This is a genomic window from Dactylosporangium sp. CA-139114 (assembly GCF_050955725.1).
Taxonomy (GTDB): domain Bacteria; phylum Actinomycetota; class Actinomycetes; order Mycobacteriales; family Micromonosporaceae; genus Dactylosporangium.
Genome location: NZ_CP192080.1, coordinates 8,724,701 through 8,751,552, shown reverse-complemented (window position 1 = coordinate 8,751,552; position 26,852 = coordinate 8,724,701). Strand labels below are relative to the sequence as shown.

Here is a 26,852-nt window from a genome sequence, read left to right as displayed (position 1 = left end):
GGGCGGCGTCGTCGGGCGGCAGCACGAACTCGCCGTGGATGAACCGCGGGAACTCGCGCCGCGGCGCGGCCGCGACCGGGGCCGGCTGCGGCGCCCGGTCCGGCTCGGTGGCGGCCGGCGGCCAGGCCGGGGGCGGGCCGGCGGGCACGACGGGCACCGGGGGACCGGCGAGCTCGTCGGCGGTCGCGCGGGCGCGGTGGTCGCGCTCGGGCTCGTCGGCGGTCGCGCGGGCGCGGTGGTGGGGCTCGAACCCGTCGGCGGTCGCGCGGGCGCGGTGGTCGGGCTCGAACCCGTCGGCGGCCGCGCGGGCGCGGCGGTCGCGCTCGAACTCGTCGAGGTCCTCGGCCGCGTCGGGGTCCTCGAAGGAGGGCAGCACGATGCCGGTCAGGCGCCGCTCGGGCTCCTTCCAGCCGGGCTCGGTCCACCCCGCCTCCCGCTTCCAGACCGGCTCGCTCACGACGACGCCCCCAGGGTCAGGCCGACCGAGATCGCGGCCGAGGCGCGCACCTGCTCCAGGCTGCCGTGGCGCACGCGGCGCAGCCCGCGCACCCGCATCACCGGGTCGATGGCGATGACCTCCACGCCGAGCTGGTCGTGCAGCGCGTCGAGCAGCCCGGGCAGCATCGCCCCGCCGCCGGAGAGGGCCAGCCGGCTCACGCGGGCCTGGCGGCCGCCGGCGGTGAGGTACGCGAACGAGCTGCCGATCTCGTTGATCAGCGGGCGCACCGACTCGCGCAGGGCGGCGCCGCTGGCCGGGTCGGTGTCGGGGCGCAGCCCCACGCGGCACTTGAGGTCCTCGGCCTCCTGCAGCGGCAGGTCGAGGCGGTCGGCCACGGTCTTGGTGATCTCGTTGCCGCCGCGGGGGATGGTGCGTACGATGAGCGGCTCGCCGTCGTGGTGCACGACCACGCTGGTCGCGTGGGCGCCGATGTCGACCAGCGCCTCGACCTCTTCGTCGAGGCGGGACGCGGCCCGCAGCAGCGCGAAGGAGGCCAGGTCCACCCGCTCCACGTGCAGCTTGGCCGCCTCGATGGCGCGGATCGCGGCCATCACCGGCTCCTTGGGCGCGGCGATGAGCAGCCCGCGGACCGTGTCACCGGTGGCCTCCTGCAGCGGGTAGAAGTCGATGAGCGAGCGCTCCGGCGGCAGCGGCAGCGCGTCGCGCACCTGGAACGGCAGCGCCCGGCGCATCTCCTTGGCCGGCAGGTTGGCCACCGTCGTCTCGCGGACCACGATCTGCTGGTGGGTGACGCCGAGCGCGACCTTGCGGCTGCGGAACTTGAACGTCGACCACAGCTGCTTCAGCGCCGCGGTGACGGCGGGCTCGTCCTGGACCGCGCCGTTCTGCACGGCCCCGGGCGGCATCAGGATGTGGCCGAAGTTGCTGATGACCGGCCCGTCCTTGCTGTTGCTGGTCTCCGCCGCACGGATGGACACCGTGCCGATGTCCAGCCCGATCAGGTTGACTGCGGCCATCGTGCTCCTTCGAGAAGGTCCCCGCCCGGTGCGTGCGGACGAGTCAGGGCTTACGCGGGAACCAGCAGGTTCGTGTACCAGTCGGTGATCGGCGCGGCGGCGAACAGCGCCAGCAGCGCGCCGGCGAGCATCGCCGGGCCGAACGGCAGGGCGGTCTTGCGCCCGGCGCGCCCGAAGGCCATGAGCGCGAGGCCCGCGGCGCCGCCGAGGACGAACGCGGCGAGCGTGCCGACGGCGACCGAGGACCAGCCCAGCGAGCCGAGGTAGAGGCCGAGCACGCCGGCGAGCTTCACGTCGCCGAAGCCCATGCCGCCCGGGTACACCAGGGCCAGCAGGAAGTAGAACGCCCACAGCGCGGCCATCGCGACCAGCCCGCGCAGGGCGGCGGCCCAGTCGCGCTCGACGATGACGGCGGGCAGGAACAGCAGCGGGGCGACGACGTAGGAGGGCAGCACGATCGCGTTGGGCAGGCGCAGCACGTCGAGGTCGATGAGCGCGAGGGCCACGGCGATCGCGGCCAGGTAGAGCCAGGCCGGCAGCACCAGGAGCGTGCCGTCGCCGAGCCGGGCGGCCACGGCGACGAAGAGCAGGGCGGTGCCGAGCTCGACCAGGGGGTACCGGATGCTGATCGGGGCCCCGCAGTCCACGCACCGGCCGCGCAGCGCGAGCCAGCCCAGGAGCGGGACGTTGTGCCAGGGGCGCACCGGGTTCGTGCACTGTGGACAGTGCGAGGCCGGGCGCAGGAGCGACTCGCCGCGGGGGACGCGGTGGATGACGACGTTGAGGAACGAGCCGACCGCGAGGCCGAAGACGCCGACGACGACCAGGACGAACGTCATGGCGGGTCTCCCTTCTCGGCGGGGTGGGCCGGGGGCGGCCCGCAACCCGGGTCAGCCGGGGCGGGCCGCCGTCGCGGACGGTCTTACGGGGTGGCGCTGGCGATGCAGGCGCCGAGGTCGGCCTGGGCGGTCGCCTTCTTGACCGATCCGCCGACGGACGAGTCGTAGACGTAGATCGTCTTGCCGTCGGCGTTCATGCCGCAGATGCGGTAGGAGGCGCCGTTGTTCTTGTACTGCATGCTGTTGCCCGGCGACAGCGTGGCCGTCTGCTGCGTACCGCCGGTAGCCGTGGTACCACTGGCCGTGGTGCCGAAGACGAGCTTGTCCGCGGTGCTGGTGCCGTCGAACGGGTAGGTGTTGTTGTTCTCCGTGTAGAACTGCTCCACGGCGCTGACCGCGGCGCGCACGTCGGACTCGGCCGACTTGTTGGCGGCGCCCTTGCGGTAGTTGAGGTACATCGGCACCGCGATCGCGACGAGCACGCCGATGATCACGACGACGACGAGCAGCTCGACGAGCGTGAACCCGCCGTCGCCGGCGGCACGCTTCTTCTGCATCCTGCGCAGCGTCTGGGTCATGGAGAGCCTCCTGCTCCTGGGATAAGGGTGGTGGCGGCGAGGCTCCGCTGCCCGGCGCCGGTTGTGTTGCGGGTGGTGTGTTGTGGTAGTCATCTCAGTAACGGCATCCGTCGGTGCGCCGGCGTTGCGCGTTGCGTTGCCGTCCAGTTGCGCTGGACTCGCTCGTGCCAAAGGTCAGTTGCTCTGGATGTTCTGGTAGATCGAGAACATCGGCAGGTACAGGCAGACGATCATGCCGCCGACCACGCCACCCATGACGAGCACCATGATCGGCTCGATGGACGCGGTCAGCGCCTCTGCCGCGCTGTCGACTTCCCGGTCGTAGAAATCGGCAACCTTTTCGAGCATCTGACTGATTTGGCCGCTCTCTTCGCCGACCTCCACCATTTGCACCACCATGGGCGGGAAGATCTTGTGCTGTCCCAGCTGTGACGACATGGGGCGGCCCTCCCGAACGGCCTGTTGCAGGTCGGCCATCGCGGTGCTGACCACGGCGTTGCCGGTGGTCGCGCCGACGACGTCGAGGGCCTGCAGCACGGGCACGCCGACGCCGAGCAGGGTGCCGAGGTTGCGCGAGAAGCGGCTCAGCGCGATCTTCGTGAACAGCGGGCCGAAGACCGGGACCTTGAGCTTCACCTTGTCGAACCACAGCCGCACGGCCGGGTTGCCCGCCATGATCTGGCGGAACGCGACGGTGATGATGACCGCCACGACGATGAGCAGGGGGCCCAGCCAGAACAGTGTGTGGCTGGCCGTGACGATGATCCGGGTGGGCAGCGGCAGCTCCCCGCCGAGCTGCTTGAACATCTTCTCGAAGATGGGCACGATGAAGATCAGGACCGCGCTGATCATCACCGCGGTGAAGGCGAGCACGATCACGGGGTACGTCAGCGCGCTCTTGATCTTCCCCCGCAGCGCCGCGTCCTTCTCGAAGTTGGTGGCGATGCGCTCCAGCGCGCTGTCGAGGAAGCCGCCGGTCTCGCCGGCCCGGATCATCGCGACCATGAGCGTCGGGAACACCTTCGGGTGCTTGCCCAGCGCCCCGGACAGCGACGTGCCGCCCTCGATGTCCAGGCGCACCTCGGTCAGCGCCTTCTTCAGCGACGGCTTGGCCGCCTGGTCCTCCAGCACCGCGAGGGAGCGCAGCAGCGACATGCCGGACTGGGTCATCGTGGCGAACTGCCGCGCGAAGACGCCGAGGTCCTTCAGCGTCGTGCGGTCACCGAGGCCGGGGATGCGGATCTCCCGCTTCATCAGCGTGTCGGCGCTGGTGATGGCGAGCGGGGTGAGCCCCTGCTGGCGCAGCGCCTGAGCCGCGGCCAGCTCGTTGGACGCCTCGATCTTGCCCTTGGCGCGCTTCCCGGCGGGGTCGATCGACTGGTACTCGTACGTCTTCGTGGCAACCATGGGTCAGAACCCCTCACGCGCTTTCATTGACGGCCCGCCAGCCGGCGGAACTCCTCGGCCGAGTGGGACAGCTCCAGCGCCGCCTCGTAGGTGATGAGCTGCTGGCGGACCCGCTCGGCCAGGTGCTGGTCGAACGAGAGCATCCCGTCGTTGCCGCTGGACTGCATGAACGAGGGGATCTGGTGGTTCTTGCCCTCGCGGATGAGGTTGCGGATCGCGGGCGTGGCGAACATGATCTCGGTGACGATGGTGCGGCCCTGCCCGTCGGCCCGCGGCGCGAGCGCCTGCGTGACGACCCCCTGCAGGGCGTTGGACAGCTGCGCGCGGATCTGCTGCTGCTGGTGCGGCGGGAAGATGTCGATGACCCGGTCCACGGTCTGCGCCGCGCTCTGCGTGTGCAGGGTGGCCAGCACCAGGTGGCCCGTCTCGGCCGCGGTGAGCGCGGTCGAGGTGGTCTCGAGGTCGCGCAGCTCGCCGACGAGGATGATGTCGGGGTCCTGGCGCAGCGCGTGCCTGAGCGCGAGGGCGAAGGACTGGGTGTCGGCCCCGACCTCGCGCTGGTTGACCAGGCAGCGCTTGTGCTCGTGCAGGAACTCGATCGGGTCCTCGATGGTCACGATGTGCGAGGAGCGCGTGCGGTTGGCCAGGTCCAGGATCGCCGCGAGGGTGGTCGTCTTGCCCGAGCCCGTCGGGCCGGTCACCAGCACCAGCCCGCGGTGCAGGTGCGCGAAGCGGGCCACCTGCTCGGGCACGCCGAGCTGGTCCAGCGGCTTGATGGTGTGCGGGATGGCCCGGAAGGCCGCGCCGAACGAGCCGCGCTGGTTGTAGAGGTTCACGCGGAAGCGCGAGACGCCCTCGATGGCGTAGGCGAAGTCGAGCTCCTGGACCTCCAGGAACTGCCGCCAGTGCGAGTCGAGCCGCACCGCTGCGCGGGCCAGCATCTCGCAGTCCGCGGGGGTGAGGTCGTCGTAGCCGGGCAGGTACCGCAGCCCGCCGTTGATCCGCACCGTCGGCGGCGCGCCCACGGTGAGGTGCAGGTCGGAGCCGCCGACCCGGACCAGCGAGACGAGCATCGCGTCCAGAGAGGCCCGCTCGTCGGCGGTGGCGGTGCGAAACGGGATCGTCTGGGTCACGGGCGCTCCTCGCGGGTAAGGGACCTCACCAGCCCGATCGGCCGCGGCGGGCCGGACCTTAGACCGCCACCCGGACGACCTCGGGGATGGAGGTCTGCCCCTCGGCCGCCTTGGCCAGGCCGTCCACGCGCAGGTCGAGCAGGCCCTCGCGGTAGGCCACCGCCTGGATCTCGTGCGCCGAGGCGCGGTCGATCGCGAGCTTCTCGATGTCCGGCGTCACCGGCATGACCTCGTGCAGCGCGATCCGGCCGCGGTAGCCGGTGTTGGCGCACGAGCGGCAGCCGACCGGGCGCCACAGCGTCTGCGGCGTGCCGAGCAGGTCGTAGGGCCAGCGGGCGCCGATGAGCTCGGCCTCGGTCGGCGCGTACTCGCTCTTGCACCAGTCGCACAGCCGCCGCGCGAGCCGCTGGGCCAGCACGCAGTCCACCGACGAGCCGACCAGGAACGGCTCGATGCCCATCTCCACGAGCCGGGTGATCGCGCTCGGCGCGTCGTTCGTGTGCAGCGTCGAGAGCACGAGGTGGCCGGTGAGCGCCGCCTCGACCGCCAGCTGCGCGGTGGTGCGGTCGCGGACCTCGCCGATGAGCACCACGTCGGGGTCGGAGCGCAGGATGGCCGGCAGCACCGCCGCGAACGTCAGGCCCGCCTTGATGTCCACCTGCACCTGGTTGACGCCCGGGAGACGGTACTCGACCGGGTCCTCGACCGTGATGATGTTGACGGTCGGCTTGGAGATCTCGGCCAGGGTCGCGTAGAGCGTCGTGGACTTGCCCGAGCCCGTCGGCCCGGTGACGAGCAGCATCCCGTGCGGCTTGTTGAACGAGGTCGAGAAGCGCTCGTAGTTGCCCTTGCTGAAGCCGAGCTTGGTCAGCTTCAGGTCCATCCCGCTCGTGTCGAGCACCCGCAGCACGATCTTCTCGCCCCACACGGTCGGCAGGGTCGCGGTGCGCAGGTCGACCGCGCGCTGGTTGATCTCGACGGTGATGCGGCCGTTCTGCGGCACCCGGCGCTCGGTGATGTCCACGTTCGACATGATCTTGAGTCGCGAGATCAGGGCCGACTGCACGTGCTTGGGCACCGTGTCGACCTCGTGCAGGACGCCGTCGATGCGGTACCGCACCCGCATGCTGTGCTCGCCCGGCTCCAGGTGCAGGTCGGAGGCGCGGTTGACGATCGCCTGCTCGATCAGGGAGTTGACGTACCGCACGATCGGCGCGTCCTCGTTGATCGCGGTGAGGCTCGACACGGCCGGCGTGGCCTCGGCGGCCAGGCTCTCCGCGACCTCGCCGAGGTCGTTCTCCTCGCGCTTGAGCCGGTCGATGATCTTGCGCAGCTCGGAGCGCGCGACGACGACCGGGCGCACCAGGAGCCCCGTCGCGGCCCGGACGTCATCCAGGGCGAGCACGTCACCCGGGTCGGTGATGCCGACGGTGATCTCGGTGTCGTTCAGGGCGATGCCGAGCACCCGGTGCTTGAGCACCAGGGCCATCGGGATCTTGGTCACCGCGGCCGGGTCGATCGGGTAGCCGACCAGGTCGAGGGTGGCGATGCCGTAGGCGTCCGCGGACGCCTCGGTGAGCTGCTCCTCGGTGACGATGTGGTCGTTGATGAGCACGGCGCGGATCGAACGGCCGGTGCGCTCGGCCTCCTCGGCCGCGCGGTCGACGGCCTGCGCGTCGGCTCCGCGTTCTTTCAGCGCGTCCAGAAGCGGCCTGAACGTCTGGTACATCTCACCCCCGGGTCACTGCGGGACTTATCGGCGGCAATCCGGGTGACTTTCGGGTTTCACCCCGGGCGCGTGGGCCGCTCTCGTTGACGGCCCCCGGCGCCGTCGTGAGGATGCTTCGCTGTGTCGGTTGCCGTCGTGGAAGAACCCAGAAGCGAATTGCCCGGCAATATCTCCATCTGGCGCGCGCGCTGGCTGCTGATGCGCTACGGCAGCCGCGCGCCGGGGGAGCCGCCGGTGCTCGGCGTGCCCGCCGGCGCCCAGGCCGAGCTGCTGGCGCTGGTCGCCGAGGTCGCGGCCCGGGTCGGGGTGGCGCGGCCCGACGCCGTGCTGCTGACCGGCTTCGGGCTGATCCGCTCGTGGGCCAGCCGCCGGCGGCGCCTGCTGCTGGTGGGACTGCCGCTGCTGCAGTGCCTGACGGTGGACGAGGTGCGGGCGCTGGTCGCGCACGAGCTCGCCGTCGTCAACCACCGCCGCGCCCACCTGGTCGTGCGGCTGCGCACGCTGCACGAGGAGGCGGTCGACCCGCTCGCCATGGTCCCGTCGCCGCGGGCCGAGGCGATCGGGCGGGCCACCCGGGACTTCGCGGCCGCGCTGGAGCGCACGGCGGACCAGGCCGCCAGCTCCGCGTCCGGCCTGCACACCGCGGCCCGGGCCGTGGTCAAGGCCGACCTGGCCGCGTTCGAGTTCGCCGACCTGGCCTTCGACGTGGAGGAGCAGGTCTGGCAGCGCACCAGCGCCGGGGTGCAGGACCTGCACGCCGGCTGGCGGGAGGCGGTGCGCTCGGGCGCGGTGGTGGCCACGCTCGACGACGACACCCGCCTGGGGCTCATGGCCCGCCACCCCAGCCTGGCCGGGGCGATCGCGTCACTGTCCCCGGCGCACGTGGCCCTGCGGGTGGCCGACTCGCTGCCGCTGGGCCCGCTGCCGCCCGAGCAGGAGCGCGAGCTGGCCCGGCACGTGCTGCGCCGCGACAACGGCCAGTGGGTCACCTTCGCCGCCGCGCCGGGCGCGGACCGGCCGGGCTGGCTGGACCGGCAGGCCCGGGCGGTCACCGAGCAGGTCGCCACGCTGCTGCGCCGCCCGCCGCTCGGGCCGGCCGAGGTGGTCGAGGTGCTGCTGACCCGCATGGACGAGCTGGTGGCGGCGAACTGGCCGGCCCAGCCCGAGCCGCCCGCCGAGCCCGAGGAGCTCGACGGGACGCCCTCGGCGGTCGTCGTGGCCGAGGCGGCGCTGACCGCGCTCGGCTGGCGGCGCGTGCACCCCGCGGCCGCGGGCGTGCTGGTGAGCCCGGACGGCGAGCAGCACAACCTGAGCCTGCTCGCCCGGGCCGCCCTCGACACTCCGGCGGCGCTGGCCGTCCTGCTGGAACTGCTGTCCCGCGATCAGCGCCCGACGTGATCGCGCCACGAGTGGGCGGGGCGGTAGCCGAGGACCTCCCGGGCCCGGTCGATCGCGAGCAGGGTCTCGTGCTCCCCGAGCGCCTTCGTGAGCGGCACGTCCGGGAACACCTCGCGCATGAGGTCGGCCGAGGGCCGGTCCATGATGGTGTCGGCGGCGGCGATGACGTAGGACGTCGCGCCCCGCACCTCGGCGGTGAGCGCCAGCCGGCAGGCCGCGGCCACGTCCCGGGCGTCGACGTAGCCCCACAGGTTCCACTTGCGCGCGTGCGGGTCGGCCCAGTAGCCGGGCACCGCCGCGTAGTCCTCGGGCACGTGCACGTTGGACAGCCGTAGCCCGACGAACGGGATGCCGCTCCAGCCCGAGATCTCCCGCGCCAGGGTCTCGCCCACGACCTTGGACAGCGCGTAGGTCGTGGTCGGCAGCGGGAAGTGCTCCTCGTCGACGGGCGCGTAGCGGGGCGGGGTGTCGAAGGGCAGCCCGAGCGTGGTCTCGCTGGAGGACCACACCACGCGCCCGAGCCCGGCCGCCTGGGCCGCCAGGAACACGTTGGCGTTCATGGCGGTGTTGCGGTTGAACGTCACCGCGGGCGGATACATGCCCGGGGCCGGGATGTTGGCCAGGTGTACCACCGCGTCGGCGCCCCGCAGCGCCTCGAACGCCTGCCCGTAGTCGGTCAGGTCGGCCACCAGCAGCGGCACGCCCAGCTCGGGGATGCTCAGGTGGCCGGCCCGGCCCACGGCGTCGGTGGCGAGCACCTCGTGGCCGTGGGCGAGCAGGTCTTCGACGCCGACTCGGCCGGTCTTGCCGTTGGCTCCGGTGACGACGATGCGCGACATGCCCCCGATTCTTACTTCGCGGCGCGCAGCGCCTTGAAGGCGGGGGCCAGCCGGGCCAGCTCGTCGAGCACGGCCTTGGCCGAGGCGTCCAGCGCCGGGTCGCTCACGAACGTCTTCTCGGCGGTCACGTGCACGCGGCTGGGCACCGCGACCTGCGCGTTGATCGCCATCATGCCGAGCATGCTCACCACCGGGCGCAGCGCGATGACGGCGCGGGTGCCGGCCGAGAGCCCGCCGTAGCTCACGAACGCCGCCGGCTTGTCGCGCCACTCGTGCGCGAGGTAGTCGATCGCGTTCTTCAGGGGCGCGCTGAAGCTGTGGTTGTACTCCGGCATCACGAACACCACGGCGTCGGCCGCGTCGATCGTCGCGCTCCAGTCCTTGGTGTGCTGCTTGGTGTAGTTGCGCAGGGCCGGGTGGTGCGGCTCGTCGAGCAGGGGCAGGTTCAGCTCGGCGAGGTCGGAGACGTGCACGTCGAAGCCGTTGTGCTGCCCGGCCTCGCCGATGAACCAGTCGGCGACCACCCGGCCGACCCGTCCCGGGCGGGTGCTGGCGACGATGACCTCGAGGCGTGGGCGTGGCTGTGTTGTTGACATGTCATCATCGTGACACTGGTTAGATGACACGTCAACGACTACAGTGTGAGACGTGGCAGACAACGGTGTCCCGCGGTGGCTGGACGAGGACGAGTTCCGGGCCTGGATCGGGTACCGCCGGATGAAGGCGCTGCTCGACCTGCAGATCGGCCGCGAGCTCGCGGCCAACCAGGGGCTCTCCGAGCCCGACTACGACGTGCTGAGCAGCCTGTCCGCCGCCGAGGACCGGCGCATCCGGCTCAGCGAGATGGCCGAGCGGATGCTGTGGTCCAAGAGCCGCCTCTCCCACCACGTGACCCGCATGCAGCAGCGCGGCCTGGTCACCCGCGAGGAGTGCCCCTCCGACGGCCGCGGCGCCTTCATCGTGCTCACCGACGCCGGGATGGCGACCCTGCGGGCGGCCGCGCCCGGGCACGTGGCCGCGGTCCGCGAGCACTTCATCGACCTGCTGACCGAGGAGCAGATCCGGGTCCTCGGCGAGGCCGCCGACGCCGTCGTGGAGCACCTGCGCCCGCGCGTGCAGGACCGGGTCTAGCTGCTGCTGACCAGGTCCGTGTGGGCGGTGAGGAACGTCTGCACGGTGTCGGAGCGCACGGCCTCGAGCAGGGCCAGGGTGGTGTCGTCGAGGGCCTCGGCCCCGGGCTGCTGCGCCGACTCGTGGAACGTGCCGTTGTTCGTCTTCACGGTGAGCAGGTTGTCGCCGCCGATGCCCTGCATCGCGAAGATCCAGTCCTGCAGGTCGATGCCGCCCGAGTCGATGGTCATGGACTGCCCGACGACGTCGAGGATCTGCTTGAGCTTCACCGGGTCGGTGAGCGTGTCGCGGCTGGCGATCCCGCGCAGCAGCGCCTTGATGAACTGCTGCTGGTGGCGCTGGCGGTCGTAGTCGCTGTGCGGCAGCGTGTCGCGCTGGCGCACGTAGTCCAGCGCCTGCCACGGCTCCAGGTGCTGGTAGCCGACGTGGTAGGTCTGCGGGGTGACCCCGGCGACCGGGATGAGATCGGTGCCGCCGGAGGCGTTGAACCGCTGGAGGTAGGGGACCCTGGTCTCGCCCTTGGCGTCGTGCCCGATGTGCACCGAGCGGGTCTCCTGGTCGACGTACATGTCCACCCCGCCGAGCAGCTGGACGACCTTGGTGAAGCCGGCGAAGTCGACGATCGCGGCGGCGTCGAAGGTGAGGCCCCAGTTCTCGTCGATGGTGCGGGCCAGCAGGGTCATGCCGTATCTGCGCTGGTCGCGGCCGGTGAGCTTCAGGCCGCCGACGGCGAACGCGGCGTTGATCTTGTCGTGGCCGCCGTAGTACTTCGACCTGCCGTTGGTGAACTCGGGGATCCGCACCCACGTGTCGCGGGGGATCGAGATGAGATACGCCGAGCCGTGGTCGGCCGGGATGTGCACGACGATGATCGAGTCGGACCGGACCGCCTCGGTGGGGTTCTGGTCCGGCCGGGTGTCGGTGCCGACCAGCAGGATGGTCTTCGCCCCGCTGATGGTGGCGTGGCGGCCCTCCTGCCCGGCCACCGGGTCGATGAGGTCGTCCTGGCGGACGTTGCCGGTGACGTAGCCGATCAGCAGGTCCTTGGCGACGAAGGCGCTGCCGGCCAGCAGCATCAGGATCGCGCCGCTCACCAGCAGTGAACGGGCCCATCGGGGGTCGCGGCGGGTGTGGCGCAGGCGGCTCGCGGGCCCGCGGGGCTTCGGTCGTTGCTCGGCCGGAGGCTCTTCGAGTTGCAGCACGCGCTCGTCGGCTCCTGTCCGAGTTCGCCCCGGCGGTCACCGCCGGCGGCTCGGTCAGCCGCCGACGGCGATCACCGCGGTCACGACGACGAGCACGAGAGCGGCAAGGAAGATCAACATGCCCTGCTCGGCGTCGAAGCGGGTCAGCTTGCGGGTCGTGGTGGGGGTGGGGGTGGTCATCGTCGCCTCCTGGCTGCGGTGGGGTGACTCTTACGCTACGAACACCGCGGACAGGTTTGCTCCCGGTAACGTGCCACTGGCCTCGTGGAACGCTTCCTCGGGGTTCAACCGATCCACCCCGGGCGGGGTGACGGTGCTCGGGCGTCCTCGTTGACGTCCGCGATCAGCTCCGGGAACACCTTGCCCACCTTTCGCACCAGATAATCGCCGTAGGTGCCGGTAAATGCGCGCAGATCCTGGCCGTCCCACCGGCGCGGGTCACCCGTCGCGGTGCGGCCCGGCAGCGGGGGGACCTCGGCGGTGAAGTCCGGGTCGAAGAAGAACGGGAACGACAGGCGCTCGTTGCCGCTGGTGTTGCGCACGCGGTGGGGCGTGGAGCGGTACCACCCGCCGGTCATCCGGTCGAGCATGTCGCCGATGTTGCACACGAACGTGCCCGGGATCGGCGGCGCGTCGATCCAGCCGTCCTCCCCGCCGTCCTCCCCGCCGTCGTCGCCGGCCGGGCGCCGCACCTGCAGCCCGCCGTTGTCGTCCTGCAGCAGGAGCGTGAGCAGCCCGTAGTCGGTGTGCTCGCCGACGCCCCACTCGCCGCTGCCGGGCGGGCTGGGCGGGTAGTGGAAGATGCGGAACAGCACCGTGGGGTCCGCGGTGTACCCGGTCGCGAAGTACTCCGCGTCCAGGCCGAGGCTCTGCGCCACCCCGCGCAGCACGGCCTGGGCAGTGCCGGTGAGCGCGTCGATGTACCGCAGCACCGTCTCGCGCAGCTCGGGCACCCGGGCCGGGAACAGGTTCGCGCCGTGCAGCGGCAGCCGGGCCCGCACCCGGGGGGCGTCGGGGCCGAGCTCGGTGCCGAAGTACAGGCCCTCCTTGCGGTCCGGCACCCCGGAGGTGAGCTCGGCGCCGACCGGGAAGAAGCCGCGCCAGGCCCGGCCGCCGCGGGCCATGGCGATCTCGAGCTTCTCCGCCTCGGGGAGGGCGAAGAAGGTCCGCGCGGCCGCGTCGAGCCGCGCGATGAGGTCCGGGTCCACGCCGTGGCCGGACACGTAGAAGAAGCCGCTGGCCCGGCAGGCCGCCTCGATCTCGCGGGCGGCGCGCTCGTCCCGGCCGTCGCGGGCCAGGCCGGTGATGTCGATGACCGGAAGTGTGCTCACCCGGTCGAGGCTAGGCGTCAACTCCGGTTGACGAATCACCATTGTGTCAACTAGTGTTGACGCCATGACGGAGGCCAATGACCTCGCGGAGGCGGCCGCCGGCGCCGATCCGCGCATCGGACTGCGGGCGGCGGTCGCGCTGCGGCGCCTCGCCGACGCGCTCGAAGTGCTGCAGGTCGACAACGCGCGCCGGCAGGGCTGGTCGTGGCAGGAGATCGCCGACGCGCTGGACGTGACGCGGCAGGCGGTGCACAAGAAGCACGCCGGCCGGGCCGTCCCGAGACAGGAGGGGTAGATGTTCGAGCGGTTCACCGACCGGGCCCGCACCGTGGTGCGGCTGGCCAAGACCGAGGCCGACGACCTCGGCCATCCGACCATCGGCACCGAGCACCTGGTGCTGGGGCTGCTCGCCGAGGGCGGCGGGATCGCCCGGACCGTGCTCGACGGGGCCGGGATCGTCCGCGCCGAGGTGCGCGCGGCGGTCGCGGCCGGGGACGACGCGGCCGCGCTGCGTTCGATCGGCATCGACCTCGCCGCGGTGCGGGCCAGCGTCGAGCGGCGCTTCGGGCCGGGCGCCCTGGAGCGGGCCGAGCCGGCCGAGCGGGGTGGCTTCCTGTTCCGCCGCTCGAAGATGCCGACCCGCTTCAACAACGGGGCGAAGAAGGCCCTGGAGCTGTCGCTGCGGGTGGCGCTGTCGCTCAAGCACAATTACATCGGCACCGAGCACATCCTGCTCGGCGTGCTCAAGGAGGAGCGGGGGAGCGGGGGGCGGCTGCTGCGCGAGCGCGGGCTGACCTACGACGGCGCCCTGGAGCTCGTCCGGGCCGCCCTGCGTGACGCCGCATGACGGTGCTCTCCACGCGCGCGCTGAACCGGGCGCTGCTGGCCCGGCAGCTGCTGCTGGAGCGGGCCGCGCTGCCGGTGCCGGACGCGCTGGAGCGGATGGGCGGGCTGCAGGCGCAGTATGCGCCCTCGATGTACATCGGCCTGTGGACCCGGGTCGCGGACCTCGAGCGCTCGGCGGTGACCCGCCTGCTGCAGGAGCGCGCGGTGGTCCAGGCCACCGTCCTGCGCGGGACGATCCACCTCGTGTCGCGGGCCGACTTCTGGCCCCTCGTGGAGGCCGTGCGGGAGACCCGCTACCCGGCCGACCCGGCGCTGCGCGACGACATCGCCGAGGCGGCCCGGCTGCTGGCCCGCGGCCCGCTGCGCCGCACCGATCTCGGCCCGGCCGTGCGCAAGCACATCCACCTGTGGCTCGACCTGGTCCGGGTGCCCCCGTCGGGCACCTGGGACCGCCGCCGGGCCGACGTCTACGGCCTCGCCGAGGACTGGATCGGCCCGTCCGCGATCGGCGAGGCCGAGGCCCGCGAGCACCTGGTGCGCCGCTACCTCGGCGCGTTCGGCCCCGCGCACCGCACCGAGATCGCGACCTGGGCCGGGCTGCCCGCCGAGGCGATCGCCGCCGTGCTCGGCCGCCTCGAGCTGCGCCGGTTCACCGACGAGCGGGGCCGCGAGCTGGTCGACCTGCCGCAGGCGCCGCTGCCCGATCCCGAAACCCCCGCACCGGTGCGGTTCCTGCCGACCTGGGACGCCGCGCTGCTCGTGCACGCGCGGCGGACGCTGATCCTGCCCGAGGAGCACCGCTCGAAGGTCTTCCACACGCGGATGCCCCAGTCGATCGGCACGTTCCTGGTCGACGGGCAGGTCGCGGGCACCTGGACGCTGTCCGGTTCCCGGGTCGTGTGGGATCCGTTCGTACCGCTGCCCGCCCACGTCGCCCGCGAGGTGGAGGCCGAGGCCGAGCTCCTGCGCGCCTTCCACGGCTGAGCGGTCCCGCATCGTCCTGCCGAAGCGTCCCCGGCCGGGCCGCTCGAGGCTCCCGGCGAAGACCCGTGCTGTGACCTTGAGCCGCTTTCCTCGTTGCGGTACGGCTCGATACCTAGGATGGTTCATATGCCTGAGCTTGTGAATCATCTTCGCGAAGCCCTGCTCGCCGGCGATGTCGAGACCACGCGCGACTCCAACCACGCCAACGCGGCCGCCTTCGCCGAGGGCCGCGAGGGCTACCTCTTCGGTCTCCCCCCGCTCAAGACGTGGACCCTGGCCGAGGTCCTCGCGGTCATGGCCGAGCGGGTCGGCATCGACCCCGACCCCGAGCGCTCGACCGGCACCGACGTCATCGATCCGCACAAGACCGTCCGCGCGCTCGAGCGCATGCGGGACCGGCTGCGCCAGGCCGCGCAGCGCCGGGAGCGCGTGATCGTCGCGACCGGGCACCCGGCCGGGATCATCGAGGTCCACCTGGCCGTCGCCGCGGCGCTGCGGGCGGCCGGGTGCGAGCTGCTGCAGCCGGCGCCGGGCGCGCCGTTCGCGTCGCCGGGGCACTACATGGGGCGGGAGCTGCCGCTGGCGGTGCGGTACATCGGCGGGGTCGCCGTCGCCGCCGAGCGCGGGATCGCGCTGTGGCACACCCACTCGCCGGACGGGATGCGGGCCATGCTGGCCGAGCTCGACCGCCTCGGCGAGGCGCCCCCGGACCTCGTCGTCGCCGATCACGGGTTCGCCGGGGCGGCCGCCGCGGCCGGGCTCGACGTGGTGTCGTTCGCCGACAGCAACGACCCGGCGCTGTTCGTCGGCGAGGCCGAGGGCCGTGTCTCGGTGACCGTGCCCATCGACGACAACGTGCAGCCGCACCACTACTGGCCGGTGAGCGAGTTCCTGCTCGACGGGGTCATCGGCGGAAAAGTATGACTCGGGTGCTATGAGGTAAATCGCCGGTGAATCTTGTGTGGGTTCCTTCCCGATGAAAGCATCGGTCGCGGCCGATATTTATCGGCTCCGATACAGGGGAGGCTCACGTGAGACCCACCAAGACCTCATCCAGGCTGCTCGCGGCGATCGCCGCCGGTCTGGCCGCCGGTGCCGTGATCACGCCGTCCGCTGCCCTCGCGGCCGCCGACCAGACGGCACTCGCCGCGAAGTCGACCGACGCCCTCGTCGCCCAGCTGGGCACCCGCACCGCCGGCTCGTACTACGACGCCGGCCTCGGCAAGATGGTCGTCACGGTCACCGACGCGTCGACCGCGGCGACCGTCGAGGCGAGCGGCGCCGTGGCGCGCAAGGTCGCGCACAGCGGGGCCGAGCTGGCGAAGATCACCGCGACGCTCGAAGCCAAGGCCTCGATCCCGGGCACCGCCTGGGCCGTGGACCCGGTCGCCAACCAGGTCATCGTGTCGATCGACCCGACCGTCCCGGCCGAGCACGTCAAGACCCTCGAGACCCTCGTGGCGAGCCTCGGCAGCGGCGCGCGCATCGAGCGCCTCGGCGCCGCGCTGAAGCCGACCATCTCGGGCGGCCAGGCCATCTACACCGGCGGCGCCCGCTGCTCGCTCGGCTTCAACGTGGTCAGCGGCAGCACGTACTACTTCCTCACCGCCGGGCACTGCACGAACATCGGCGCCACCTGGACCACCAGCAGCGGGTCGGTGCTCGGTACGCGCGCCGGCACGAGCTTCCCCGGCAACGACTACGGCATCGTGAAGTACGCCGCGGGCGTCACCCACGCCGGCAACGTGTCGCTCGGTGGCGGCTCCTACCAGGAGATCACCACCGCGGCCAACGCGTTCGTGGGCGAGTCGGTGCGCCGCAGCGGCAGCACGACCGGCGTGCACAGCGGCTCGGTCACGCAGCTCAACGCGACCGTCACGTATTCCGAGGGCCAGGTCTCGGGCCTCATCCGGACCACGGTGTGCGCGGAGCCGGGCGACTCGGGCGGCTCGCTGTTTGACGGGACCAAGGCGATCGGGCTGACGTCGGGGGGTAGCGGGAACTGCTCCAGCGGCGGGGTGACGTACTTCCAGCCGGTCACCGAGCCGCTCAGCGTGTACGGCGTGAGCATCTACTGATGCCGGGTCGCGGGGCCGGGCGGATCTCGCCCGGCCCCGCTTCTCGACGTGATATGTCGGGCGCTTCGCACCACGACATATCCGCATTTTTCGCCCGACGGGCCATGCACACCTCTCGCCGGAATCTCGCGCGGTCGCCGCCGCCTCGCCGGGGCGGCTTCTTGTCGTACGCGGGTGGCACAGTTAGGGCATGCGCGTGGGGGTGCTCGGGCCGCTGGCGGTCGAGATCGGTGGCCGGCCGGTCGAGGTCGGCGGAGCCCGGCTGCGCACCCTGCTCGCCCGTCTGGCCCTCGAGCCGGGCCGATTCGTGAGCGTCGAGCGGCTCGCCGAGGCCCTGTGGCCGGACGGCCCGGTGCCGGCCGACCCCGCCAACGCCGTGCAGTCGCTGGTCTCCCGCCTGCGCAAGACCCTGGGCAACCCGCCGGAGCTGGAGTCGGGCCCGCGCGGATATCGGCTCGGCATCGACCCCGCCGCCGTCGACGCCGTGCGCTTCGAGCGGCTCGTCGCCGAGGGCCGCCGGGCGTTGCGGGCCGACGAGCGAGCGGTCGCCACCCGGCTGCTGCGCGAGGCCCTGGCCCTGTGGCGCGGCCCGGCCCCGGCCGACCTCGGCCCCGGCGAGACCGGCGCGGTCACGGCCCGCTGGACGGAGCTGCGGCTGACCGCGACCGAGGACCTCGTCGAGGCGTCCGGCTTCGCATCTGCCGACTCCGCGTCCCCTGACTCCGCGTCCCCTGACTTCGCGGCGTCAGGGGTCGCGTCGCCTGGGCACGCGTCGTGCGGCGATCCCGGCCCGGACGTGAGCGGCCGCGCCGCCGTCATCGCCTGGCTGCAGGAGCTCGTCGTCGCCCACCCGCTGCGCGAGCGGCTCGTCGCCCTGCTCGTCCGGGCCCTGCACGCCGACGGCCGCCCGGCCGAGGCCCTGGCCGCGTTCGAGGACTGCCGCGCCCGCCTCGCCGACCAGCTCGGCGCCGACCCGTCGCCCGAGCTGCGCGACGCCCACGTCGCCGTCCTGCGTGACGATGCCCGCCCGGCCCGCGGCGGCAACCTGCGCGCGGCCCTGACCAGCTTCGTGGGCCGCACCGGCGAGGTCGAACGGCTCGCCGCCCAGGTCGCCGACAGCCGCCTCGTCACGCTGGTCGGCCCCGGCGGCGCGGGCAAGACCCGCCTCGCCACCACGGTCGCCGGCGAGCTGGCCCGGCACCTGCCCGACGGGGCCTGGCTGGTCGAGCTGGCCCCGGTCGCCGAGGCCGCCGAGGTCCCGGTGACGATCCTGCGCACCCTGGCCGCCGGGGGACTGCTCCAGCCCGAGGCGGCCCGCCGTCCCCGCCGCGGCGGCATCGTCGACCAGCTCGCCGAGTCGCTGGACCGGCCCGGTGTGCTGCTCGTCCTCGACAACTGCGAGCACGTCGTCGAGGCCGCCGCGGTGCTGAGCGAGGAGCTGCTGGGCCGCTGTCCGAAGCTGCGCATCCTGGCCACCAGCCGGGAGCCACTGGGCATCCTCGGCGAGACGCTCTTCCCGGTCGGCCCGCTGCCCCTGCCGGCCGAGGCCACCCGCGAGTCGGCGGCGGCGTCCCCGGCCGTGCAACTCCTGCGCGACCGGGCGGCCGCGGTGCGCCCCGGCTTCGAGGTGACGGCGGGCAACGCGGCCGCCGTGGTCGAGATCTGCCGCCGCCTGGACGGGCTGCCCCTGGCCATCGAGCTGGCCGCGGCCCGGCTGCGCTCGTTCACCCCGGAGCAGGTCGCGGCGCGCCTGGACGACCGTTTCCGCCTGCTCACCGGCGGCAGCCGCACCGCCCTGCCCCGCCATCGCACCCTGCACGCCGTGGTCGCGTGGAGCTGGGACCTGCTGGGCGATCGGGAGCGCGCCTTCGCCGAGGCGGTGGCGGTGTTCCCGGCGACCTTCGACGCCGGGGCGGCCGCGGCCGTGAGCGCCGCCCTGGCCCCGGGCGACGAGGGCGGCGATCCCGAGGACCTGTTGCACGCGCTCGTCGACCGGTCCCTGCTGCAGATCGCGCCCGGCACCGGGCCCGCGCGGTATCGCATGCTCGAGACGATCCGCGAGTTCGCGCTCGAGGAGCTCGGACGGCGGGGCGCGGCCGAGGCGGTGCGCTGCGCGCACGCTCGCCACTTCCTGGAGCTGATGGAGCGGGCCGAGCCGCACCTGCGCACCGGCGAGCAGCTCGAGTGGCTCGATCGGCTGCGGCCGGAGCAGGACAACGTGCATGCCGCCGTCGCGTACCTGTGCGATGCGCGCGACACGGCCCGCGCGTTCCGGCTCGGGGCGGCCAGCGGGTGGTTCTGGACGTTTGAGGACAACCACGCGGAGTCGGCGCTGTGGCTGCGGCGCATCCTCGCCGCGGGGGAGCGCGACCCCGGCCCGGTCCCGCCCGACCTACGGCTCGTGGTGCGCTCGATGCACCTGGTCAACAGCGGCTTCGCGGGGGGACTTCCAGTTCGACCGGGCGGAGCTGGACGACCTGATCGCCGAGTCCCTGGCGGTGCCGCCCGGCGGGCACCCGTTCGTCGAGCTCGTCGCGCCGGTGGTGTCGCTGTTCCGCGACGACGGCGAGCACGGCACCGCGCTCGTGCGCTCCCGTCTCGCCGGGCCGGTCGACCCGTGGGCGCGCGGCATGCTGCACTCGGTGCTCGGCCACCTGCGCGAGAACGACGGCGACATCGACGGCATGCTGCACGAGCTCACCGCCTCCGCGGCCGCGTTCCGCGAGATCGGCGAGCGCTGGGGCCTGGCGATGACGCTGGCCTCGCTGGCCGACGCGCACACCCGCCGCGGCGACTTCGCCGCCGCCGTCGCGCACTTCGAGGAGTCGATCGAGCTGCACCGCCGCCTCGGCATCCGCTCCAGCGAGGCCTACCTGCTCGTGAGCCGCGCGGCCCTGTGCCGGCACACGGAGGGGCCGGCGGTGGCCCGGGCGCTGCTGCGCGACTTCGTCGAGGACGCCGGGCAGCCGGCCCGCGACGTGTCCCACGCGATGCTGGAGCTGGGGCACCTGGCCCGCGCCGAGGGTGACCTGGTCGAGGCCGAGCGGCTCTACCACGAGGCCTGGCGGCTGCAGCGCGGGTTGCCGCTGGTGGCCCCGCAGTACCAGGCCATCGTGATCACCGCCCGGGCCGAGATCGACCTCGCCCGCGGGGAACCCGGCCTGGCCCGCGCCCGCCTCACCGAGGCGATGCGGCTGGCGCTCGGCGCCCGCGACATGCCCGTGATCGGCAAGGTCGCGGTCGGCGTGGCCGGCCTGGCGCAGGCCGGCGGCGACCCCGGGCGCGCCGCGGTGATGCTGGGTGCCGCGCAGCGGCTGGCGGGCACCCGCGACGCGTCCAACGCGGACTGGAGCGCCCGCCGGGCGGCCCTGCGGGCGGCGCTGGGTGACGAGGCGTTCGCGACGGCCGTGGCCCGCGGCCTGGGCATGCCGCGGGCCGAGGCTCTGGCGCTGGTCGATCCCGGCGCGCCGCCCGGCTGACACGGCCCCGGCCCGCGGCATACCCCCGCCGCGGGCCGGAGCACCCGGCCACGGTCCTGGCTACGCCTTGCGGCGGTAGGCGCGCACCGCCAGCGGCGCGAACACCGCCAGGATCGCCACGGACCACAGCAGCGTCCGGACGACCGGGCCGGCCACGGCGCCCTGCCCGACCATCAGCCCGCGCGCCGCCTGCATGGCGTCCGCGACCGGGTTGACCTTCACCCACGCCTGCAGCCAGCCGGGCAGCGTGTCGGTCGGCACGAGCACGTTCGTGCCGAAGGTCAGCGGGAACATGATCACGAAGCCGAGGCCCTGCACCGCGCCGGGCTCGCGCACGATCATGCCCAGCAGCACGAACATCCAGCTGAAGCAGAACGCCATGAACATGACGAGCAGGCAGGCGGCGAGCGCCTCGGGGAACGAGGTGGTGATCCGGAAGCCGAGCAGGTAGCCGACCCCGATCATCACCCCGATCGACACCACGAAGCGGATCATGTCGCCGATGACGCCGCCGATGAGCGGGGCCGAGCGGCCGATGGGCAGGCTCCGGAAGCGGTCGAAGACGCCCGTCTTGATGTCGGTGTTGAGGCTCACGCCCGTGGGCGCCGACGCGAAGAGCACGTTCTGCACCATGAGTGCCGGCAGCAGGAACTGCAGGTACTCGTGGCGGTCGCCGGCGATGGCGCCGCCGAGGAGGTACACGAACAGGACGATGAAGATGATCGGCTGCAGGGTGACGTCCAGCAGCTGCTCCGGCTGGCGCATCGTCTTGATCAGGCTGCGGCGGGCCATCACCAGGCTGTGCCGCACGAGGCCGAACGGGCGCGCCGGGACGGCGGCGATGAACGGGGCGTCCTCGCCGGACCTCGGCTGCGTGGTCGTGGTCGTCACGCCGCCACCTCCTGCCGCTCGCGGGTGAGTGTGAAGAAGACCTCGTCGAGGCTGGGCAGGTGCAGCGACAGCTCGATGACGCCGATGCCGGCCTCGTCCAGGCGCCGTACCACCGCCGTCATGGCCCTGTCGTCCGCGACCGGCACCGAGAGCACCCCGCGTCCGTGCGACTCCGGCTGGTTGCCCGACACGTTGGCGAGGATGGTCGACACCGTGTCCAGGTGCGCCGGGTCGGCCGGGCGGACGCTGATGGTCTGGCCGCCCACGATGTGCTTGAGCTGCGCCGGCGTGCCGTGGGCGATGACCTTGCCGTGGTTGATCACGGAGATCTCGTCGGCGAGCGCGTCGGCCTCCTCGAGGTACTGCGTCGTCAGCAGTACCGTCGTGCCCTCCCGCACCTGGGCGCGCACCATGTTCCAGACGTCCTCGCGCTTGGCCGGGTCCAGGCCGGTGGTGGGCTCGTCGAGGTACACGATCGCCGGCCGCCCCACCAGGCTCGCGGCGAGGTCGAGGCGCCGCCGCATGCCGCCCGAGTACGTCTTGGCCGGCCGGTCCGCCGCCTCGCTGAGGTCGAACTCGGCGAGCAGGCTCTTCGCCCGTGCCTTGGCCTCCTTGGCCCGCAGGTCGAGCAGCTGCCCGATCATGACCAGGTTCTCGGTGCCGGTCAGGTCCTCGTCGACCGAGGCGAACTGGCCGGTCAGGCCGCTGATGCGGCGCACCTGGGCCGGGTTGCGCTGCACGTCGTACCCGCCGACGACCGCCCGGCCCGCGTCCGGGCGCAGCAGCGTGGCCAGGATGCGCACCGCGGTGGTCTTCCCGGCGCCGTTGGGCCCGAGGACGCCCAGCACCGTCCCGGACTCGGCGGCCAGGTCCACCCCGGCCAGCGCGGTGGTCTTGCCGAAGCGCTTGACCAGGCCGGTTGCCTGGAAAGCGAGACTCATGGCTCGTTCCCCCTGTGAAATGTCTCGTCTGACCCGTGCAGCCTGCACCGGGCCGCTGTCAAACCGCGCACATCCGCCTGACATCCGCTGACAGCGCCGAGCATCACACGATTCCCGTATGTTGGGCATAAGTTGACGCTCACTCGGCGCCGTCGGCACGATCGGCAGTATGGCGCTGTTGACCCGACGACTGGTCATTGACCTCGTTCGGCACGCCGGCGCCCGCTGTACCCGCTAGAGCCCCGCTCGCGGAAGACCCCACCCGGTCCGGTTGTTGCGGCCCGCCGCTGCGTCCACAAGGGTCCCACGTCTGCTTTAATTCCTATCTAGTACGTCCGAATACTGGAGAACAGCATGCCTGTCGTCACCACGGTCGCCCGCGCGACCGATCTCCTGTCGATCGCACAGCGATACGCCGCCGACCCGGACGAGTGGGCCTTCGCGCCCCGCTTCGACCCCGTCAAGCGCTGGTACGGCCGCCTCGCCGTCGCCGGCGACCACGAGGTCTGGCTGCTGACCTGGCTGCCGGGCCAGGGCACCGACCTGCACGACCACGGCGGCTCGGCCGGCGCGTTCACCGTCGTCTCCGGCGAGCTCGTCGAGCAGACGGTGCAGGGCGGCCGGCTCGTGAGCTCCGCGTACGGGCCGGGGGAGGGGCACCGCTTCGGCGCGCACTTCGTGCACCGCATCGTGAACGCGAGCGACAAGCCGGCCGTGACCGTGCACGCGTACGGCCCGGCGCTGGCCGCCATGACCCGCTACCGCCTGCACGACGGCCGCCTGTCCGTCGAGTCCGTCACGAGCGCCGGGGCCGACTGGTGAGCGCGGCCGTCGCCGCGGGACGCGGGATCGACGTGATCCTCGCCGAGGCCCGCTCCCGCCTCGACCGCCTCGACGCCGATCAGGCCCGGCTGGCGTTCGCCGAGGGTGCCGTCCTGGTGGACATCCGCCCGGCCGCGCAACGCGCCCGCGAGGGCGAGATCCCGGGGGCGCTGATCGTCGAGCGCAACGTGCTCGAGTGGCGGTTCGACCCGCGCAGCGACGCGCGGCTGGACATCGCCGACCGCTACGACCTGCCGGTGGTCGTGTTCTGCTCGGAGGGCTACACGTCGTCGCTGGCCGCGGCGGCCCTGCAGGACCTGGGCCTGCACCGGGCGACCGACCTGGAGGGCGGCTTCCAGGCCTGGAAGGCGGCGGGGCACCCGGTGAGCGGCACTACGCTGGTGGGGTGAAGCTCAAGCTCGATCTCCACGACATCTTCAACCGCGGCACCGACATCGACAAGGCGCTGCGCGGGATCATCGACGAGGCGGTGGCCAAGCGCGCCACCCTCGTCGAGATCATTCCGGGGAAGGGGTCCGGGCAGCTCAAGAAGCGCGTGCTGCGGTTCCTGGACCAGCGGGAGATCAAGGCGCTGTATCACCGGGTGGAGAAGGACTCGGACAACTTCGGGCGGCTGTTCGTGCACTTCAGGTGGAACGAGTCCCAGGGCCGTCGACGCTGACGGCGCGCTGCTGGGCGGGCGCTTCGCCGGTTACGTGCCGGTTCAGAACGCGTCGGCGGCGTCGGCCAGATGGCACACGGCGACCAGACGCAGGACCGTCCAGTCGGCGGCGGCCCAGTCGACGGTCTCCGGGGTGGGCAGCGGCCGGCCGTGGCGCTGGTGCACCGCGATGACCGAGCGCGCGTAGCCGGCCAGCGACAGCGGCCCGATCGGCTTCCCGGCGGCGGTCAGGCTCTCCCGGACGGCCGCGGCGTGCTGGTCGACCTTGGCGAGCAGGAACGGCTGGGCGAGGGCCTCCACGAGCCCGTCGACGCCGACCATGGCCATGACCTGGTCGAGGTAGAAGCGGGCGTCGAGCTCGGCGGTGGCCAGGTAGCCGGCGTCGAACTCGACGGCGGCGGCAGGGGTGATGTCGTTGTTCATGGACGATGACGCTAGGCAGTCCGCGGGCCGCTGGGGTCGCCAACAACCGAGCGGCACCCGTTCATGAACCGGAGCACTCCGTCCGGGCGGCATCACGCTGTGCACTCGACCCGAGCGGCCCCGGCCGGAACTGTCGGACCCGGCGTGCAGAATGTGCCTACCCCTGCACCGCGCCTGGAGGACGAGACCCGTGTCCGACGAAACCCCAGCCCCTTCCGCACCGCCGTCCACCGAGGTCACGCCGCCACCGGCCGAGGTCACGCCGCCACCGGCCGAGGTCACGCCGCCACCGGCCGAGGTCACGCCACCCGGTCGCAGCTTCGGCGAGGTGCCGCGGCGGCCCGTGGTCGCGGCCGTGGTGCTGGTGGTGCTCGCGCTGGTCGCGGCCCTGGGGATCGCCGACGTCCAGCCGCCCTCCGCCCGGCCGGCCTCGATCGCGGCGGACGAGTTCTCCGCGGCGCGGGCGTTCGAGCACGTGCGGCGCATGGGGCAGGAGGTGCACGTCACCGGGAGCCCGGCCGCCGACCGGGTGCGGCAGTACCTCATGGACACGCTGACCGGCTACGGGCTCAAGCCCGAGGTGCAGGACACGGTCGGGGTCAACGCGGGCAAGTTCGGCGACGGCGGCATGGCCCACGTGCGCAACGTCGTCGCGGTGCTGCCCGGGACGGGCTCAACCGGGCAGGTCGTGCTCATGGCCCACTACGACTCGGTGCAGGTCAGCTTCGGCGCCAACGACGACGGGGCGGGCACCAGCACGCTGCTCGAGGTGGCGCGGGCGCTCACCCAGGGCGGCGGGGCGAAGCCGCGCAACGACGTCGTGTTCGTGTTCACCGACGCCGAGGAGGCGTGCCTCTGCGGCGCCGAGGCGTTCGTGAGCCGGCACCCGCTCGGCCGGAAGCAGTCGGTCGTGCTCAACTTCGAGGCCCGCGGCAGCAGCGGCCCGGCGGTGATGTTCCAGACCTCCGAGGGCAACGCCGACCTGGTCGACGTCTACGCGCGCACGCCCCATCCGGTCGGCACGAGCCTGGCCGTCGAGGTCTACCGGCTGCTGTCCAACGACACCGACTTCACCCCGTTCCTGGCGCAGACCCGGTTCACGGGGCTCAACACGGCCTACATCGACGGCTCCTCGGTCTACCACAGCCCGTTCGACCGGCCCTCCACCATGAACCGCGCGAGCCTGCAGCACCACGGCGACAACGCCCTGGCCCTGGCCCGCGAGTTCGGCCAGGCCGACCTGCCGCCGCTCATGCGGCCCGCGAGCGGCGACGCCGTCTACTTCCCGTTCGCCGGCCTCCTGGTCCGCTACCCGGCCGCCCTGACGTGGCCGCTGGCGGTCCTGGCCCTGCTCGCGGTCGCCGCGCTGACGCTGCTGGCCCGGCGCCGCGGCCTGACCTCGGTGCCGAGGACCCTGGCGGGGCTCGGGCTCGCCCTGGTGCCGCTGATCGCCGTCGCGGTCGCCGCCCAGCTGCTGTGGACGGTGCTCGTCGCGATCCGGCCGGGCTACGGCGAGCTGCTGGACCCGGCCCGGCCGACCTGGTTCCGCTTCGGCGTCGTCGCGCTGGCGGCGGCCGTGCTGCTGGGGTGGTATGCGCTCAGCCGCCGCCGCGTCGGGCCGGTCCCGCTGGCCACGGGCGCGCTCGGGCTGCTGGCGGTGCTGGGCGCCCTGTTCGCCGCGGCCATTCCCGGCGGCTCCTACCTCGTGACCATTCCGGCGCTGGTGGGGTCGCTGGCGGGGATCGCGGCGCTGTACGTCCGCCATCCGCTGGCGAAGGTGGGCCTGCTGACGCTGGGGGCGGCGGTGGCGACCCTGGTGCTGGCGCCCACCGTGGCCCTGTTCTTCCCGGCGCTCGGCCTGGCCACGGGCGCGGCCCCGGCCCTGTTCGCGATGCTGCTCGGCCTGGCCGCGCTGCCCGCCGTCGAGCCCCTGTTCCGCCCGGCGACCGCGCCCCGGCACCGCCGCCTCGGCTCGGCCCCGGCGGTGGCGGCCCTGGTCGTCGCGCTCGTGTGCACCACGACGGGCATGGTCGCCGACAACTGGGACGAGGGCCATCCGGAGCCGACGCACCTCATGTATGCGCTGGACCGCGACACCGGCACCGCCGAGTGGGTGAGCCTGGAGCAGTCCCCGGGCGCGTGGACCAGCGCCTATGTGCACGGCCACCAGCAGCTCAACCGCCAGTTCCCGGTCCTGCCCGCGGGCGAGCTGTCGGTCGGCCCGGCCCAGGCCGCGAACCTGCCGGCCCCCGAGGCAACGATCCTGTCCGACGAGACCTCGGGCGACCGGCGCACCCTGCACCTGCGCATCGCCTCCAAGCGCGACGTGCGCTTCCTGTCGTTCTACGGCGAGGTCGGCGACCACCGCATGGTCTCGGCGACGGTCGAGGGCCGGGCCGCCACGACGTACATCGAGGACCAGGACCGCTTCGGCGTCGTCTTCCACGGCCCCCCGGCGGCCGGCCTGGACGTGACGCTGGTGCTGAGCGGCGCCGGCGCGTACAAGCTGCGCCTGGTCGACGGCAGCGACGGCCTGACGGGCCTGCCGGGCTTCACGCCCCGCCCGCCGACGGTGGGCGTCTTCGGCAGCCACTCGAGCGAGCTGCTGGCGGTGGCGGCCACCCAGACCCTGTGACGGCCCCG

Annotated in this window: 26 protein-coding genes and 2 pseudogenes; 14 read left to right on the top strand and 14 right to left on the bottom strand. The window is 72.9% G+C overall.

From position 1 onward, the window contains the following. Window positions 1-453 precede the first annotated feature (453 nt). The 6 genes from pilM to ACQP2P_RS39190 form a co-directional block, all read right to left on the bottom strand. Window positions 454-1,476 (bottom strand): type IV pilus assembly protein PilM, encoded by a 1,023-nt coding sequence (pilM, locus tag ACQP2P_RS39215; protein ID WP_433609751.1) that lies wholly within the window; start codon window positions 1,474-1,476, stop codon window positions 454-456. A 50-nt stretch (window positions 1,477-1,526) separates the two neighbouring features. Then, entirely contained in the window at window positions 1,527-2,315 is a 789-nt protein-coding gene (locus ACQP2P_RS39210; RefSeq protein ID WP_433609749.1) for a prepilin peptidase, read from the bottom strand. 83 nt (window positions 2,316-2,398) lie between these two features. Beyond that, window positions 2,399-2,893 (bottom strand): prepilin-type N-terminal cleavage/methylation domain-containing protein, encoded by a 495-nt coding sequence (locus ACQP2P_RS39205; protein WP_433609747.1) that lies wholly within the window; start codon window positions 2,891-2,893, stop codon window positions 2,399-2,401. A 174-nt stretch (window positions 2,894-3,067) separates the two neighbouring features. After that, window positions 3,068-4,300: a type II secretion system F family protein gene (locus ACQP2P_RS39200; RefSeq protein WP_433609745.1), complete on the bottom strand. Its 1,233-nt coding sequence runs from the start codon at window positions 4,298-4,300 to the stop codon at window positions 3,068-3,070. 23 nt (window positions 4,301-4,323) lie between these two features. After that, a complete protein-coding gene (locus tag ACQP2P_RS39195; protein WP_433609743.1) occupies window positions 4,324-5,433 on the bottom strand; it encodes a type IV pilus twitching motility protein PilT in 1,110 nt (369 codons plus the stop codon). A gap of 58 nt (window positions 5,434-5,491) precedes the next feature. Continuing rightward, entirely contained in the window at window positions 5,492-7,162 is a 1,671-nt protein-coding gene (locus tag ACQP2P_RS39190; protein WP_433609741.1) for a GspE/PulE family protein, read from the bottom strand. A 156-nt stretch (window positions 7,163-7,318) separates the two neighbouring features. Between ACQP2P_RS39190 and ACQP2P_RS39185 the strand changes: the two genes are divergently transcribed. Next, entirely contained in the window at window positions 7,319-8,560 is a 1,242-nt protein-coding gene (locus ACQP2P_RS39185; protein WP_433609739.1) for a hypothetical protein, read from the top strand. Here the strand turns inward: ACQP2P_RS39185 and ACQP2P_RS39180 are convergent. Both ACQP2P_RS39180 and ACQP2P_RS39175 read right to left on the bottom strand, forming a co-directional pair. Continuing rightward, entirely contained in the window at window positions 8,545-9,399 is an 855-nt protein-coding gene (locus ACQP2P_RS39180; RefSeq protein ID WP_433609737.1) for an NAD-dependent epimerase/dehydratase family protein, read from the bottom strand. The genes ACQP2P_RS39185 and ACQP2P_RS39180 overlap by 16 nt on opposite strands. A gap of 11 nt (window positions 9,400-9,410) precedes the next feature. Continuing rightward, window positions 9,411-9,995, bottom strand: coding sequence for an NADPH-dependent FMN reductase (locus ACQP2P_RS39175; protein WP_433609735.1), 585 nt, complete (start codon window positions 9,993-9,995; stop codon window positions 9,411-9,413). A 52-nt stretch (window positions 9,996-10,047) separates the two neighbouring features. On the opposite strand from ACQP2P_RS39175, the gene ACQP2P_RS39170 reads away from it, so the two are divergent. Then, window positions 10,048-10,530, top strand: coding sequence for a MarR family winged helix-turn-helix transcriptional regulator (locus ACQP2P_RS39170; RefSeq protein ID WP_433609733.1), 483 nt, complete (start codon window positions 10,048-10,050; stop codon window positions 10,528-10,530). Here ACQP2P_RS39170 and ACQP2P_RS39165 read toward each other — a convergent pair. From ACQP2P_RS39165 to ACQP2P_RS39155, 3 genes are all read right to left on the bottom strand, one after another. Then, window positions 10,527-11,732 carry an LCP family protein gene (locus ACQP2P_RS39165; protein ID WP_433609731.1) on the bottom strand — a complete coding sequence of 402 codons (1,206 nt, stop codon included), beginning with the start codon at window positions 11,730-11,732 and terminating at the stop codon, window positions 10,527-10,529. The genes ACQP2P_RS39170 and ACQP2P_RS39165 overlap by 4 nt on opposite strands. Before the next feature lie 54 nt (window positions 11,733-11,786). Next, window positions 11,787-11,912: a hypothetical protein gene (locus ACQP2P_RS39160; protein ID WP_350618679.1), complete on the bottom strand. Its 126-nt coding sequence runs from the start codon at window positions 11,910-11,912 to the stop codon at window positions 11,787-11,789. A gap of 104 nt (window positions 11,913-12,016) precedes the next feature. After that, window positions 12,017-13,063 (bottom strand): isopenicillin N synthase family dioxygenase, encoded by a 1,047-nt coding sequence (locus ACQP2P_RS39155; RefSeq protein ID WP_433609728.1) that lies wholly within the window; start codon window positions 13,061-13,063, stop codon window positions 12,017-12,019. A 64-nt stretch (window positions 13,064-13,127) separates the two neighbouring features. Between ACQP2P_RS39155 and ACQP2P_RS39150 the strand changes: the two genes are divergently transcribed. The 8 genes and pseudogenes from ACQP2P_RS39150 to ACQP2P_RS39115 all read left to right on the top strand — a co-directional run bounded on the left by ACQP2P_RS39150 (window position 13,128) and on the right by ACQP2P_RS39115 (window position 20,450). Beyond that, a complete protein-coding gene (locus ACQP2P_RS39150) occupies window positions 13,128-13,358 on the top strand; it encodes a helix-turn-helix domain-containing protein (protein ID WP_433609726.1) in 231 nt (76 codons plus the stop codon). Then, window positions 13,359-13,910, top strand: coding sequence for a Clp protease N-terminal domain-containing protein (locus ACQP2P_RS39145; RefSeq protein WP_433609724.1), 552 nt, complete (start codon window positions 13,359-13,361; stop codon window positions 13,908-13,910). Continuing rightward, on the top strand, window positions 13,907-14,893 hold the full coding sequence (locus ACQP2P_RS39140) for a winged helix DNA-binding domain-containing protein (RefSeq protein ID WP_433609722.1): 987 nt from the start codon (window positions 13,907-13,909) through the stop codon (window positions 14,891-14,893). Before ACQP2P_RS39145 ends, ACQP2P_RS39140 begins: the two co-directional genes overlap by 4 nt. 126 nt (window positions 14,894-15,019) lie before the next feature. Continuing rightward, window positions 15,020-15,817, top strand: a complete 798-nt coding sequence (locus tag ACQP2P_RS39135) for a phosphatase (protein ID WP_433609720.1) — start codon at window positions 15,020-15,022, stop codon at window positions 15,815-15,817. Between the two features lie 107 nt (window positions 15,818-15,924). Further along, window positions 15,925-16,971: a S1 family peptidase gene (locus ACQP2P_RS39130; RefSeq protein WP_433609718.1), complete on the top strand. Its 1,047-nt coding sequence runs from the start codon at window positions 15,925-15,927 to the stop codon at window positions 16,969-16,971. Window positions 16,972-17,161: 190 nt separating this feature from the next. Beyond that, window positions 17,162-17,923: pseudogene (locus ACQP2P_RS39125) on the top strand (AfsR/SARP family transcriptional regulator); the annotation flags it as partial. A 1,270-nt stretch (window positions 17,924-19,193) separates the two neighbouring features. After that, window positions 19,194-19,778: pseudogene (locus tag ACQP2P_RS39120) on the top strand (hypothetical protein); the annotation flags it as partial. A gap of 114 nt (window positions 19,779-19,892) precedes the next feature. Then, on the top strand, window positions 19,893-20,450 hold the full coding sequence (locus ACQP2P_RS39115; protein ID WP_433619591.1) for a hypothetical protein: 558 nt from the start codon (window positions 19,893-19,895) through the stop codon (window positions 20,448-20,450). A gap of 60 nt (window positions 20,451-20,510) precedes the next feature. Here ACQP2P_RS39115 and ACQP2P_RS39110 read toward each other — a convergent pair whose 3' ends face one another. Both ACQP2P_RS39110 and ACQP2P_RS39105 read right to left on the bottom strand, forming a co-directional pair. Continuing rightward, window positions 20,511-21,341 (bottom strand): ABC transporter permease, encoded by an 831-nt coding sequence (locus ACQP2P_RS39110; RefSeq protein WP_433609716.1) that lies wholly within the window; start codon window positions 21,339-21,341, stop codon window positions 20,511-20,513. Next, window positions 21,338-22,282, bottom strand: coding sequence for an ATP-binding cassette domain-containing protein (locus tag ACQP2P_RS39105; protein ID WP_433609714.1), 945 nt, complete (start codon window positions 22,280-22,282; stop codon window positions 21,338-21,340). Before ACQP2P_RS39105 ends, ACQP2P_RS39110 begins: the two co-directional genes overlap by 4 nt. Window positions 22,283-22,636: 354 nt before the next feature. Between ACQP2P_RS39105 and ACQP2P_RS39100 the strand changes: the two genes are divergently transcribed. The 3 genes from ACQP2P_RS39100 to ACQP2P_RS39090 are packed head-to-tail and all read left to right on the top strand — an operon-like array spanning window position 22,637 to window position 23,786. Continuing rightward, window positions 22,637-23,104, top strand: coding sequence for a cysteine dioxygenase (locus tag ACQP2P_RS39100; protein ID WP_433609712.1), 468 nt, complete (start codon window positions 22,637-22,639; stop codon window positions 23,102-23,104). Next, window positions 23,098-23,514 carry a rhodanese-like domain-containing protein gene (locus ACQP2P_RS39095; protein WP_433619444.1) on the top strand — a complete coding sequence of 139 codons (417 nt, stop codon included), beginning with the start codon at window positions 23,098-23,100 and terminating at the stop codon, window positions 23,512-23,514. Before ACQP2P_RS39100 ends, ACQP2P_RS39095 begins: the two co-directional genes overlap by 7 nt. Beyond that, complete coding sequence (locus ACQP2P_RS39090; RefSeq protein WP_350618703.1) at window positions 23,511-23,786, top strand: Smr/MutS family protein; 276 nt, start codon at window positions 23,511-23,513, stop codon at window positions 23,784-23,786. Before ACQP2P_RS39095 ends, ACQP2P_RS39090 begins: the two co-directional genes overlap by 4 nt. A gap of 42 nt (window positions 23,787-23,828) precedes the next feature. Here ACQP2P_RS39090 and ACQP2P_RS39085 read toward each other — a convergent pair whose 3' ends face one another. After that, the gene (locus tag ACQP2P_RS39085) at window positions 23,829-24,209 is read right to left on the bottom strand and encodes a DUF6401 family natural product biosynthesis protein (RefSeq protein ID WP_433079522.1); all 381 of its coding nucleotides are present in this window, start codon (window positions 24,207-24,209) and stop codon (window positions 23,829-23,831) included. Between the two features lie 190 nt (window positions 24,210-24,399). Between ACQP2P_RS39085 and ACQP2P_RS39080 the strand changes: the two genes are divergently transcribed. Then, window positions 24,400-26,844, top strand: coding sequence for a M28 family peptidase (locus ACQP2P_RS39080; protein WP_433609709.1), 2,445 nt, complete (start codon window positions 24,400-24,402; stop codon window positions 26,842-26,844). The last annotated feature ends 8 nt before the right edge of the window (window positions 26,845-26,852 follow it).